General features: G+C 36.3%; 11 protein-coding genes. 7 read left to right on the forward strand and 4 right to left on the reverse strand.

From position 1 onward, the window contains the following. Positions 1-18: 18 nt before the first annotated feature. Positions 19-2,130, reverse strand: coding sequence for a type IA DNA topoisomerase (locus M2265_RS14010; protein WP_132771494.1), 2,112 nt, complete (start codon positions 2,128-2,130; stop codon positions 19-21). An 83-nt stretch (positions 2,131-2,213) separates the two neighbouring features. After that, positions 2,214-3,578 carry a deoxyguanosinetriphosphate triphosphohydrolase gene (locus M2265_RS14015; protein WP_132771495.1) on the reverse strand — a complete coding sequence of 455 codons (1,365 nt, stop codon included), beginning with the start codon at positions 3,576-3,578 and terminating at the stop codon, positions 2,214-2,216. A gap of 133 nt (positions 3,579-3,711) precedes the next feature. Here M2265_RS14015 and M2265_RS14020 point away from each other — a divergent pair, with 133 nt between their 5' ends. Beyond that, positions 3,712-4,770, forward strand: a complete 1,059-nt coding sequence (locus M2265_RS14020) for an aldose epimerase family protein (RefSeq protein WP_132771496.1) — start codon at positions 3,712-3,714, stop codon at positions 4,768-4,770. A 62-nt stretch (positions 4,771-4,832) separates the two neighbouring features. Here the strand turns inward: M2265_RS14020 and argH are convergent, their stop codons facing one another. Then, entirely contained in the window at positions 4,833-6,164 is a 1,332-nt protein-coding gene (gene argH / locus M2265_RS14025; RefSeq protein ID WP_132771497.1) for an argininosuccinate lyase, read from the reverse strand. 510 nt (positions 6,165-6,674) lie between these two features. Between argH and rbfA the strand changes: the two genes are divergently transcribed. The 4 genes from rbfA to M2265_RS14045 are packed head-to-tail and all read left to right on the forward strand — an operon-like array spanning position 6,675 to position 9,451. Further along, entirely contained in the window at positions 6,675-7,046 is a 372-nt protein-coding gene (rbfA, locus tag M2265_RS14030) for a 30S ribosome-binding factor RbfA (protein WP_132771498.1), read from the forward strand. 30 nt (positions 7,047-7,076) lie between these two features. After that, the gene (gene aat, locus M2265_RS14035) at positions 7,077-7,727 is read left to right on the forward strand and encodes a leucyl/phenylalanyl-tRNA--protein transferase (RefSeq protein ID WP_132771499.1); all 651 of its coding nucleotides are present in this window, start codon (positions 7,077-7,079) and stop codon (positions 7,725-7,727) included. Next, positions 7,711-8,802 carry an aminotransferase class V-fold PLP-dependent enzyme gene (locus tag M2265_RS14040; RefSeq protein ID WP_132771500.1) on the forward strand — a complete coding sequence of 364 codons (1,092 nt, stop codon included), beginning with the start codon at positions 7,711-7,713 and terminating at the stop codon, positions 8,800-8,802. Before aat ends, M2265_RS14040 begins: the two co-directional genes overlap by 17 nt. Before the next feature lies 1 nt (position 8,803). Continuing rightward, positions 8,804-9,451: a hypothetical protein gene (locus M2265_RS14045; RefSeq protein WP_132771501.1), complete on the forward strand. Its 648-nt coding sequence runs from the start codon at positions 8,804-8,806 to the stop codon at positions 9,449-9,451. 26 nt (positions 9,452-9,477) lie between these two features. Here M2265_RS14045 and M2265_RS14050 read toward each other — a convergent pair whose 3' ends face one another. Continuing rightward, positions 9,478-9,876 (reverse strand): hypothetical protein, encoded by a 399-nt coding sequence (locus tag M2265_RS14050; protein WP_021189576.1) that lies wholly within the window; start codon positions 9,874-9,876, stop codon positions 9,478-9,480. 500 nt (positions 9,877-10,376) lie between these two features. Between M2265_RS14050 and hemA the strand changes: the two genes are divergently transcribed. Together hemA and hemC are read left to right on the forward strand one after the other, a co-directional pair. Beyond that, positions 10,377-11,618 (forward strand): glutamyl-tRNA reductase, encoded by a 1,242-nt coding sequence (hemA, locus tag M2265_RS14055; protein WP_132771502.1) that lies wholly within the window; start codon positions 10,377-10,379, stop codon positions 11,616-11,618. 130 nt (positions 11,619-11,748) lie between these two features. Further along, entirely contained in the window at positions 11,749-13,341 is a 1,593-nt protein-coding gene (hemC, locus tag M2265_RS14060; protein WP_132771503.1) for a hydroxymethylbilane synthase, read from the forward strand. Positions 13,342-13,380: the final 39 nt, after the last annotated feature.

Raw genomic sequence — 13,380 nt, forward strand, 5'->3', positions numbered from 1 at the left:
TTTATTGAGATAAGCGATTTACGCTACTCCTACTTTAAAATTTTCAAATGTCAAGACAGCATCTACTGTATTTCCCTCTTTTGTCTTCACACCTTTTAAAGTTGATGTCTTTCCTTTTTCAAGCAGGTTTTTCATCTCTTTTTCTTCCAGCATAATGCCATTCAAGGTGCGCCATATTTTGAAATCACACCCTCTTGCATAATGGTCACATTGTGCGACTTTGTCAAATAACTGAATTTGCCCTGCTGCACATTTTGGACATTTTATCTTTCCTTTCTGCAACGGTTTGATTTCTTCATGGGCAATAGAAATTCTTAATTGCAACAGTTCTTTTGTAATGCGTTCGGTGTAGTCTTTGATATGCTTCATAAAGACCTCATACGAAACTTTATTGGCCCGCATTTCTTCCAGTTTCTGTTCCCATTTACCCGTTAGCGTTACTTTGGCTATGGAGCGGTCTTTGACCAGGTTATAGACGGTCAACCCTTTATCTGTGGGAATGAGTTTCTTTTTATCGCGCTTAATATAATCTCTTTGAAACAGCGTTTCAATAGTTGCTGCCCGCGTAGCTGGAGTTCCCAATCCACAGTCTTTCATAGCCTGGCGCATTTCATCGTCATCGATTTCTTTTCCCGAAGTTTCCATTGCTTTTAACAATGATGCTTCAGTGTGTATCGGCTTTGCCTTGGTAAATCTTTCGGATAGTTCTAACGATAAGATTTCCAATAACTCTTCTGCTGTCAATTTAGGTAATTGGGCATTTTCATTATCATGATCTTCGGTATTTTTATCTTCATCAGGTAGTTCAACTTGATCTGCTGATAGGCGCCACCCATACTGCTTGATAACTGTTCCTTTTGCAATTAATTCGACACCTCCTGCATTGATCACAACCGTGGTAATATCTTTTAAACAGACATCGGAAAAACTTTCTACCATACGTTTAGCAATCATATTGTAGATATTGCGCTGCTCCTGAAGCAAAGCTCCCGGCTTTTCATCTGTCACTAACAGTGCGTGGTGATCGGTTACCTTCTTCTCGTCTACAGATCTTTTATTGAGTTTTGCTCCGATTAGATTACGTGAAATCGTCGCTATACCTTCTTCTGCTGTATCGGCTAAATGTTGAAATAATGCTTCAATCTGTTCGAATACATCTTCTCCAATATAACGAGAACCTGTACGGGGATAGGTGATGACTTTTTTCTCATAAAGTGTCTGTGCTATATTTAAGGTCTGATCGGCAGAATATCCGTATTTCTTATTGGCATCCTGCTGTAGGGAAGTCAAATCAAATAATAATGGCGGTTGTTCTTTCGTTTCTTTTGCTTCAACTTTAGTTACTGTGGCCTCCGAGCCAATGGTAATCTTAGCAATAGCTTCTTCTGCAACATCCTTTTTATCTATTTTTTCGGAAGTAGCTTTGAATTTGATATTCTCTTTTTCAAAACCGGCCTGAATTTTATAGAAAGTCTGGGGTTTGAAATCTTTGTTTTCTAAATATCGAGAACAAATCATGGCCAATGTAGGAGTCTGTACTCGACCAAGTGATAATAAACCTCTATTACCAGCGGCCAAGGTGATAGCCTGTGTTGCATTGATTCCAATAAGCCAATCGGATTCAGAACGGGAACGCGCTGACATATATAAACTGTCGTATTCTGTTCCTTCTTTGAGATTTGCAAATCCTTCTTTAATTGCTTTGTCCGTTTGCGAGGATATCCACAAGCGTTTAAAAGGAACTTTTGCTCCCAGGTAGTAGTAAATGTTTCGAAAGATCAATTCTCCTTCTCGCCCAGCATCGGTTGCGACGATTACTTCTTCTGCTTTATCTAACAAATACTTAATCGTATTCAATTGCTTTAGTGCACCAGCATCATCAATTTGCTTGCCATCACGCTTTAACTTTTTTGATTCCAGTTTAAATTCTGTGGGAATAATGGGCAAATTTGCGATTGACCAATTATGAAATCCGTACGCTTGTGGTGTACACAGTTGAACCAAATGCCCAAAAGCATAGGTGAAAGCATATCCATTTCCTGAAATGTAACCATCATTGGTTTCTTTTGCACCCATAACTCGGGCCAAATCTCGTGCAACGGATGGTTTTTCGGCAATAACGACTTTCATATTTTTTATTTAGATAAAATACACGATCGCGAAAAGGTGTCTTTTCACAATCCCGAAATTTTTAATATTGTATATTCTTAAGCTTAATCTATTGAAGGAATAATCATACCTGTTATCTTGCGATATAGATCGATGGCATAGACATCTGTCATTCCTGAAACAAAATCCAAAACGGATCTAATTTTAGAATAAGAATCTTCTTGGTCTGTATAAAATTGATGTGGAATTAGTGCTACTAATTTTTCATCGTAACTATTTTTATTCTTTTTTAGATAAGCTGGAACAAACTCGGCCAAGAGCGCGTTCATCACTTTATAGCCCGCTACCTCAATCTGCACAACCGTAGGCGCGTTATAAATCTTCGCTACTGATATTTTATTAATTCTTTTGAGATGTGCTACGATATCAGCGTCTAGAGCATCCATCAGTGCAGATGGAAAAGTACCTTTTAAAAATTGTTCCTGCTCATTATAAAATACATCAACACATGCTTTTGTCAACGTATTGATTGCTTTTGCTCGTAACAGTGCTACTCGGCTGGCGGTATCGTAAAGAGAATCCAAACGGGCTCTTAAATCTTCTCCTCCACATAGTGGTAATAGTAAATCTTCAACTTCGGGATAAGATAAAATTTTTAAATGATGTGCGTCTTCTAAATCGATAATATTATAGCAAATATCATCTGCAGCCTCTACGAGATAGACTAATGGATGCCGTAAATACCCCTTAGGATTCGTTGGGTCTTCCAACAATCCTAACTCTGCAGCTATCGTTTCAAAGGTTTCTCTTTCCGATGCAAAGTATCCATATTTTTTACGGTGGTGATTTTTCTTGATATGACCATCAATCGCGGCACAAGGATATTTAACAATTGACGCTAAAGATGTATAGGTTAAAGCAAATCCTTTATCATCTTTTCCGTTGAAAGGATGTGTCAGTATTCGCAATGCATTGGCATTACCTTCGAAATGTGTCAGATCTGCCCATTCTTCCTTCGTTACCTGTTCTTGATATTTACGACCATCACCCTCTGTAAAATAAGTCGAAATGGCAGCTTCACCGGAATGTCCAAATGCCGGATTTCCCAGATCATGAGAGAGACATGCGGCAGATACCATATTGCCGACTTCTTGTAGATAGGGATATAATTCATCAATCTCTGAATCTGCGTCTTTCATCTTTGTGTAAAACAAACGTCCCAATGATCTTCCGACGCTAGCTACTTCTAGACTATGGGTAAGTCTATTGTGAACAAATACTGCTCCTGGCAACGGGAATACCTGCGTTTTATTCTGCAATCTTCTAAATGGAGAAGAAAAAATCAATCTATCGTAATCACGTTGAAATTCTGAACGTGCTATTAAATGACTATCACTGACACGATGTTCATACCCCCAGCGTTTAGCGGATAGTAATTGTTTCCAATTCATACTTGTATTTACAGACATATTGCAAATATACATTTTTTGATTTTCTAAGTGCGTTGGCTTTTTCGAAATTGATTTTTTATAAATAGCAAGAATCGTTTTTTAAAAAGTTTATAATCTTTATCTTTAACAAGGAATCAAAACAACCATCATCATGAGTAACTATCATTTGCCGTCTATCCATAATTTTACCAGCACTGTTAACGAGAAGAACACGCACCTTATTATTTTAAAAAATACGCGCGGGATGCAGGTTGCCCTTAGTGATTATGGTGCTCGAATAGTCAGTATCCTTGTCCCTGACAACAAAGGGAAACTTACTGATGTTGCTTTGGGTTTTAGCAATATTGGTCTTTACTATCGCGCTGATGAACAATATCACGGTGTCACAGCAGGAAGATTTGCAAATCGTATCGCAAATGGAAGGTTCGAATTAAATGGTAAAGAGTATCAGCTTCCTATAAATAATGGCATCAATTGTTTACACGGTGGACCTGAGGGTTTTCATAAAAAAATATGGGATCGTCGTGTCAGTTATGAATCACAGGCTGAATTTTACCTCGTTTCTAAAGATGGCGAAGAAGGGTTTCCTGGAAATTTGAATGTTTCGGTTACATATACGTTAACAAATGACAATGAAATCATTATCAAATACAGAGCAGACAGCGATGAGGATACCGTGATCAATTTGACCAATCATACTTATTTCAATCTAAATGGAGAGGGATCCGGAGATATTCTAAGTCATCAGTTAAAAATAAACTCCGATGCTTACCTTGCTGTCGATGAGAACCAAATTCCGATTGCAACAGTTCCGGTAGAAGGAACGCCTTTCAACTTTAAAGAATTTAAATCCATTGCGCAGGATATTACTGCTAATGACGAACAGCTGATTGCTGCCAAAGGATATGATCATTGTTTTGTCAACAACAGCCCTATTTCTACAGCTTGCGCTACGGCATACGCTCCGAAATCGGGTATACGCTTAGATGTTTTTACTAGTGAACCAGGGGTACAATTGTATACAGGCAACTGGATGACGGGAAATGACACCGGTAAATCAGGAAATGTTTATCTGCCCTATGCAGGTTTCTGTTTAGAAACACAACATTTTCCGGATAGTCCCAATCAACCGGACTTTCCTTCCACAGTTTTAAAAGCGGGAGAAGAGTTTATATCGGAAACTCATTTTAAATTCTCTCTTGAAAAATAGCATGAATTGGTTAGAAAGTTAGATTACTTTTCACACTAACTTTCTAACCGACTAATTGGTTACTATTTCACCAACTGGCTCAAAGCATTTTCCACTTTGTCAAATCCAAATGCGGCGATTACTTCTTTAAACATACGTTGTATCTGATCATTACCTAAATTACCGATACTTCCTTCATGGGTATGGTTCACTTCTTTTGATGGCTGGAATTCTCCTGCATCAATCGCAATACCAATATTTTTATAGGCTTCACGGAAAGGAACACCTTTTAGAACTTCATTATTGACAACTTCAACTGAGAATAGATAATCGTATTTTGGATCATCTAAAACATCTTTTTTCACTGAAATATGTTCTAGCATAAACGTTGCAATTTCTAAACAATCATTCAATGACTTAAATGCAGGGAAAAGGTTTTCTTTTAGCAATTGTAAATCACGGTGATATCCAGAAGGAAGATTAGTTGTCATCAATGCGATCTCATTGGGTAATGCTTGAATTTTGTTGCAACGTGAACGGATCAATTCAAAAACATCAGGGTTCTTCTTATGTGGCATAATACTAGAGCCTGTTGTTAAATGTGCAGGGAATGAAATGAAACCAAAATTTTGATTGATGTATAGGGTGACATCCATGGCAAATTTTGCTAAAGTAGCCGCGATGGAACTCATCGCCTGTGCTAAGATACGTTCTGTCTTACCTCTGCCCATTTGTGCATAGACTACATTATAATTTAAATCATCAAATCCCAATAGATTTGTTGTCATTGTCCGGTTTAAAGGAAAAGAAGATCCGTAGCCTGCAGCAGATCCTAAAGGATTTTTATTACATACTTTCCATGCTGCTTTCATCAATTCCAAATCATCGACTAAACTTTCTGCATATGCTCCGAACCACAATCCAAATGAGGATGGCATAGCGATCTGCAAATGTGTATAACCTGGAATCAGGATATCTTTATATTGTTCACTTAATTTAATCAATTGCTGAAAGAAAATCTCTGTATTACCGACCATGTTTTGGATTTCGGTTCTGAAATACAGTTTCAAATCAACGAGTACCTGATCATTTCTTGAGCGTCCGGAATGAATTTTCTTTCCTGCTTCTCCGATCCGCTGTGTTAATAACATCTCTACTTGTGAGTGTACGTCTTCAACAGAATCCTCTATTTCAAATTCTCCGGCACTAATTTCATGATAAATATTTTTCAGTTCCTGCTGTACAATAGCAAGGTCTTCATCGGTCATCAAGTTGATACTATTCAGCATACGAGTATGGGCCAAAGATCCCAAAACATCAGCGGCTGCTAACTGCAAATCCATTACTCGATCATTACCTACAGTAAAAGATTCGACAAATGAATCAACATCTATATTTTTTTGCCAGATTTTCATTTTTTTAGTACGCTATTTATATACTTGACAAAAATACCATTTGAAAACAAATAAAACAATTGAAGTTCAGCTCATACTATGGATCGATGTGACAATTGATCGAATTCGATCGATTGTTTTACAGTAATGTGGGTATGATTTTATATTAATTAAAAATATTTTTATGTTAAATGTTTGTTAAAACTCAGTAAACAGCGATAGTGAGTGAGCGATTACTTTGTTTTTAATTCACCCATTGTGACAACAATTTAATTTTTATATGTTTGTATCATAAGGGAGAGTGAAATATAAAAATATACGTTTTAAAGTTAGCAAACACTTACTTTTAAAACCGTAAAAAAACCAAACTATGATAGACCATAACGTCTCTAAACTTTAAGAAATTGAACCCTAACTAATTATAAACCAAAATTATACAGGCATATCCCTCCAAGATATGCCTTTATTCTTTTTTATATTTATCTTTGTACCTATAATAGGGTGAATTTTCACGAAACAAAAACTAAAACGATGGGAACAGAAAGCAAAAGACAACAACGTTTTGCAGGTGTATTACAGCAGGACTTAGCTGAATTACTGCAACGCGAAGGTAATAGTTGGGCTCCTGGGGCATTTATTACGGTTACGCGTGTACGTGTAACACCGGACTTAGCTATAGCAAGAGTTTATTTAAGTTTTTTAAATACCAAAACAGCTCCTGAGGATTTAAAAGCAATCCGCACTAAAACAACAGAAATTCGCTACAAATTAGGCTCTAAAATTAAAAATCAAGTTCGGATTGTTCCACAACTGGATTTCTTCTTGGATGACACCAATGAATATGTAGAGCATATGGATAAAATATTTGAAGAAATTAGTAAAGAAACGAGACAACCAGATTAAACAATCTGGTTTTTTTGTCTATTTTTAAAAATGGTTTTCAACTTAGATCCTGATAGTATTAGCTTTCCACATCCTGAACTTGCTGATGAAGATGGTTTACTGGCAGTTGGTGGTGATTTGAGTGCGGATAGACTGATCTTAGCCTATGAGAATGGTATATTTCCTTGGTTTAGCGAAGATTCTTCTATACTTTGGTATGCTCCACATGAACGGTTTGTCATCTTTCCAGAGCATTTAAAAATCAGCAAAAGTATGCTTCAAATCTTAAAAACTGATAAATTTTCGATTACTGTCGACAAGGCTTTCACCGAAGTCATCCACAGCTGTGCTAAGATTGAACGTAAAGATCAAGACGGAACCTGGATTACTTCTGATATGATCGATGCTTATCAGGAACTACATCGGATCAATTATGCGCATTCCATAGAAGTGTGGGAGAATGAAAAATTAGTAGGTGGTTTATATGGTATTTATATCAATCAGGTGTTTTGTGGTGAAAGTATGTTTTCCACCGTATCTAATGCTTCAAAAGCTGCTCTCATATATTTAACTACTCATTTCAACTTGAAATTTGTAGATTGTCAATTCCATACGCCACATTTGGCTTCTATGGGCGGTACAAGTATTTCGCAACAAGAATATCTGTCTATATTAAAAGAACAAAATGCAAACACCTTATAAATCTTACTTTGATATCCCTGAGGACGTTTCTTATTTAACTACACCAGGTTCCGGCTTAATTCCCATCTCATCTAAGGAATGGCGTCTGAAAAGAGATGCTGATTTTTTTTCAACAGCAACAGATCTGCGTGAAAAACAGGGTGAATTTAATCTCGCGGTAAAAAAGAGTATCGGAAAGTTCTTCACAACTGCTATTCACAATGTTTATAACACCGCTAATTTTTCAACAGGATTCAATGCTTTGTTGGACCGCTTGCCAAAGGATTCAAAAATTTTATTGTTTGAAGGAGACTATCCTTCTGTTAATTTTCCTGTTATTTCTAGGGGTTTTGAACATGTGACAACCCCTGTTGATGAAAAGTTGGAAGAGCATATTACCCATGCTATTAAAAAACACGAACCGACTGTTTTTATATTTAGTATCGTGCAATACATTTCTGGTATCAAAATCAATCTTGAATTTATTAAACAATTGAAAGAGAAATTTCCGGAATTGCTTATAATTGGTGATGGTACTCAGTTTTTGGGAACTGAAGTTTTTGACTTCTCCCAGTCGGGATTTGATGTTGTTGGTGCCAGCGGTTATAAATGGCTTTTAGGTGGTTATGGCAACGGTTTCCTTCTTGTTAGTGATTATGGAAAACAGATCTTGTTTCCAAACTTGGCCACACAAAACGTCGAAATTGACAAAATGTGGGCAGGAAAAGGTATCGATCAGCTTTATTTTGAGCCCGGACATCTAGATACTTTATCTCACGGAACATTACAAAAGGGTCTGGAGTTTTTGTCCGAACTCGGTTTGGAACACACCGCTGCTTATACGCAACAATTAGTAAAGCTTGCCAAACAGGAATTGGGTAAACGGAAAATATTAACCGAAGTGGCTATTAACAGAGCTGAAACAAGTACAATCTTTAATTTGCAGATTGATCAAGGGCACTTTAATATATTAATGGAAAACAATATCAAATGCTTTCCACGTGGTAATGGTATAAGAATCGGATTTCATCTTTATAATGATGAAACAGATTTAGAAAAATTATTAAGAATTATTGATACTAAAATTTTAAAATAACATGGGTTTCAAAATAGGCGATTTAGTACGGTTTGTAGATGAACCAATCGAGGGACATATCACCTCCTTTCAATCCAATGACCTCATCGGTGTAACAGATGATACTGGATTTGAAATACCTGTACAGGCAAGTAAATTGACTTTAGTGCATGGAAATATGCGCCGTGATGATGATGAGCTTAATGAGCAAGCTGAAGAAATACCTTCAAAATTTATTGAGAAGGGTATTTTACTGGCAATTTCTGGTGATCATAAAGATGGATTAGCGAAATTGCATCTCGTGAATCAAACTTCTTATGAATTACTGGTTAGCATTGCGGATACCAATGTCAATAAGGCTAAAGGCATATTTGCTGAAAAAATCAGTAAACATGATTCTGTTCAATTCTACTCTGGAAATTTTGCTACTGTGGGTAAATGGCCAACATTCCGTTTTCAGATTATCAGACATGCCAACAGTTTGCAAGCGATCCAAAATCCAATTGTAAAAGAACAGCGTGTACGTCCTGTCGATTTAACGAATCCAAAGGAGATCAACGATATCCTTGGCGAAAAAGTATGGATATATGAACTGGATAAAGAAGAAGAGGATTTAGGCTTAGATAAACTGAAGTCTCATTTTATTTCACATCGTCCGAATAAAAAATAAGCTTGGAAAATTTCCAAGCTTATTTTTTATTCTTCAATCTGTTTAACTTTTTTCACACTCAGTAATAAAAGTGCAATACCGACTAAGTAGACAATCCACCCCCAACGCATATGTATTGATTTGGATAATAGCCGATCTGCAAATCCCCATCCGAAATAATTATTGATCTTAAAAAATACGGCAGAAATACTGATCAGGTACCAAACTGCTGCTACCCGAGTCATCAAGCGATATCCTGTTAATTGCCTTACAAAGAAAAGTAGGGCTGTTATTCCTATAATCATATAGGTAATAAAAAACAATGCAGCATCTGTTTGATAGAGGTTCCAATTTCCCTTAATCGGTACCTTTAACATCGGCAACATCCCTGCTAAGAGGCAGAGAATCAAACCTGATAAGGCTAAGCTTTTTCTGATGATAATCATAATATCCAAATTAATATGGCGCAAAAATAATCATCTGCCTGATGAGTTTTGATATTTATTTTTATTAAAAAATAAATCCTTATAAACCCGTTTACTTCATATACTTGGTGTAATTTTATACATACTATACATTTCCTATTACCGAAGATAATTCTTACTGCTATAAAGAGATTATTTCATCTCTATTTAAAGACAAATTTGGTTAATCCATATGATCAACTATGCTAAATCATTGGACTCTTTAAACAGGTTTTAGGAAGTAGTCTAATCATGGTTATAGCGTGTAATATATGTGACCGTGCTCATATATTTGTATATTGAATATGATATTGGTCACATAAGTTACAGCACTCACATTCAAGTATTTAAAAATCACCAATTTAACATTAATTTAACACTATTTGTAATCATTCTAAATTCATCTGTTTGACAGATTTTTGACATATAGCAAAAGCTTTTAAACTACATTTGCAGAGTTAAAATTAATCGAGGGTATTGCTTTGAAGAATCTTAAGGTATTAGCATTCACACATAAACACGTAGAACTTAAAGATTTAGGTAATCTAGTTATTTGTAATGAGGAGTTAGAAAGTAGACTAATGAATCTAAAACATAACATGGATATTCCTGAAGTATTCTATATTGGCACTTGTAACCGTGTTGAATTTGTGTTTTATGGTGCTCATGACTTAACAAATGAATTCATTGCACAATTTATGGAGAAACTCAATTTCTGTGTCCCTCAGGAAAGATTGCAATGTTATTTAGGTCAGGTGAATAAATATGAGGGTATGGATGCGTTAAATCATCTTCTTCGTATGTCATGTTCTCTTGAAAGTTTGGTTGTTGGTGAGAAGGAGATCTTAGCACAGGTCCGTCGGGCATACGAAAGATGTCGAGAGGCTGGATTTACCGGTGACTTCCTACGCATGCTAATGGACCGTCTGGTAAAAACGGCAAAAGAGGTCTACACCCACACTAAAATATCCAGAAACCCAATTTCTGTTGTTTCTTTAGCATACCGCAAATTAAAAGAAATTAAATCTGTTGAGAACCCAAGAATTCTGATTATCGGATCTGGGGAAACCAATCAAAATTTAGCAAAGTATTTTCAGAAAAAACAATCCAGCAATTTTGTAATTTTTAACCGTACGGTTGAAAATGCGCAGAAATTAGCTACTGAACTTAATGCTGAAGCCTATCCTTTATCGGAATTGATCAACTATAAAGGTGGATTTGATATTCTAATTACCTGTACAGGTGCGACAACGGCCATCATTGATAATACCCTATATCAATCTTTATTAAATGGAGAAATGGATAAGAAAATCATTATTGATCTTGCCATTCCAAATGATATTGATGCTGAAGTTTTAGCCAATAATGCGGTCCACTATATTGAGGTAAGTTCTCTACAAGCGATTGCCAACAAAAATATTGAAGAACGTTATAGTGAACTGTCTAATGCTGAAAAGATTATTTCAGACAATATTCAGGAATTTTTACCTATCATTAAACAGCGACGCGTTGAAGTTGCTATGCGTCAGGTTCCACAAAAAATTAAAGAAATCAAATCTTTTGCATTAAATGAAGTTTTTGCTTCGGAGGTTCAGGCCTTAGATCCGGAAGCGCGTGATGTATTGGAAAAGATTATTAATTACATGGAAAAAAAATACATCAAAGTTCCTATGGTAATGGCTAAAGAGATTTTAGTCAAAGTAAACGAAAATGGTGTTAATTAATTAAGAGCGTCCTAAAACTCTTTTTCACACTGCATTTGGATTTATTCTGACAGTAACGTGTCAACAAATCAATACTATTTATTTATTTTTGCCTATCTTAATTATTAAAATAAGGTAAAGTATATAGATTGTGAATAGAAAACTTATCATTGGTACTCGTGGAAGTGCACTTGCTTTATGGCAAGCAAACTTCATCAAAGATCGGCTGGCTGAAATTGGCATTGAATCTGAATTAAAAATCATCAAAACTCAAGGTGATATCATTCAACATCTCCGTTTAGATAAACTCGAAGGAAAAGGTTTTTTTACCAAAGAATTGGAAGAAGAATTACTTTTGGGAACCATTGATCTAGCTGTTCACTCTCATAAAGATTTACCTACTGTGAATCCTCCTGGATTAATCATTGCCGCAGTATCTGAACGCGAAAACCCTGCAGAACTATTGATTATTCATAAAGATTGTGTAGATATTAAGAAACGTCTTTCTTTAAAACATAATGCCACTGTGGGTACATCATCTAACAGACGTAAAGCACAACTATCTTCTATAAGACCTGATCTTGAATTTACAGACTTACGGGGTAATTTACAGACCCGTATGCAGAAACTTCGTGATGAGCAGTATGATGCCATCATGTTAGCAAAGGCTGGTATTTCGAGAATCGATATGGACATCTCGGATTTCCATATTGAGGAAATTCCTCCTGTTGAATTAGTTCCTGCTCCTGCTCAAGGTGTACTGGCTATTCAGATCCGCGAAATTGATACAGAATTATTTCAAGCTCTTCAGCCAATTAATAATGAGGAGGTTCAGAAGACCATCGCCGTTGAACGTAAAGTATTGAATCTATTTGACGCTGGCTGTCATGCCCCTCTTGGTGCTTATTGCCGTAAAGTGGGTGATACGTACGAAGCATGGACTTCTATCGCAGATACCAGTGATGATTTTCCTGACCGTTTTTATGTGAAAGGAACTGATCCGGCACTATTACCTGAAATAATTTTCTCTAAGTATGCGAAAGATCGGGTATTACCAAAATCTGTCTTTATAAGCCGGGATCTGGATGAACATTCTTATTTATCCCGCTTCTTTGCAAAGCATAATATTCAAGCTGATGCACGCTCTTTAATCAAAATATTTCCAATAATAAATAAATTGGATCCGTTTATTTTAAAGCATGTGGACTGGATTTTCTTCGGCAGTAAAAATGGAATTGAACATTTCTTTAGCTTGGAGCCACGACTAAGTAAAAAGACTAAAATTGCAGTAGTTGGACGTGGATCTGAGGAGACTTTGCGCAAATTTGACCGTGTTGCTGATTTTTCTGGCGAACAGTCCGGAATTAACATGGAAGAAATCGGGGCTAACTTTGCAGCACTGGCAAATGGTGGTACGGTTTTAATTCCTCGAGCAAAAGGTTCTTTGGAAACAATTCAGAAAGCGCTTAGTCCAGAAACCAAGGTGATCAATATGCCTGTATATGAAACTGTGCTTGAGGATAATGTCAATGCAACAAGTGCTGAGGTCTTAATATTTACAAGCCCGAGCAATGCTGAGGCTTATTTTGTGAATAACTTAATTGAACCTGAGCAACAGGTGATCTGTATTGGACGCTCTACGGCTGCTATTTTTGATGAAATGGGTCTTTCCTATACGTTGCCTTATTCACCAGATGAAATTGGCTTAGCTGAGGCCATTTTTGGATTAGACTATAAATCATAATACGATTGGAAGGATTTAACATTCTTCCAATCTTTTTTA

Origin of the sequence: Sphingobacterium kitahiroshimense (assembly GCF_025961315.1) — a bacterium.
In the GTDB taxonomy this organism is placed as follows: domain Bacteria; phylum Bacteroidota; class Bacteroidia; order Sphingobacteriales; family Sphingobacteriaceae; genus Sphingobacterium; species Sphingobacterium anhuiense.

What these genes read in the sequence shown, in the direction of transcription:
- M2265_RS14045 (WP_132771501.1), top strand. Translation starts at nt 8,804, where the DNA reads ATGGGTTTCAAAATAGGCGATTTAGTACGGTTTGTAGATGAACCAATC.
- aat (WP_132771499.1), top strand. Translation starts at nt 7,077, where the DNA reads ATGGTTTTCAACTTAGATCCTGATAGTATTAGCTTTCCACATCCTGAA.
- M2265_RS14015 (WP_132771495.1), bottom strand. Translation starts at nt 3,578, where the DNA reads ATGTCTGTAAATACAAGTATGAATTGGAAACAATTACTATCCGCTAAA.
- M2265_RS14050 (WP_021189576.1), bottom strand. Translation starts at nt 9,876, where the DNA reads ATGATTATCATCAGAAAAAGCTTAGCCTTATCAGGTTTGATTCTCTGC.
- rbfA (WP_132771498.1), top strand. Translation starts at nt 6,675, where the DNA reads ATGGGAACAGAAAGCAAAAGACAACAACGTTTTGCAGGTGTATTACAG.
- M2265_RS14020 (WP_132771496.1), top strand. Translation starts at nt 3,712, where the DNA reads ATGAGTAACTATCATTTGCCGTCTATCCATAATTTTACCAGCACTGTT.
- M2265_RS14010 (WP_132771494.1), bottom strand. Translation starts at nt 2,130, where the DNA reads ATGAAAGTCGTTATTGCCGAAAAACCATCCGTTGCACGAGATTTGGCC.
- argH (WP_132771497.1), bottom strand. Translation starts at nt 6,164, where the DNA reads ATGAAAATCTGGCAAAAAAATATAGATGTTGATTCATTTGTCGAATCT.
- M2265_RS14040 (WP_132771500.1), top strand. Translation starts at nt 7,711, where the DNA reads ATGCAAACACCTTATAAATCTTACTTTGATATCCCTGAGGACGTTTCT.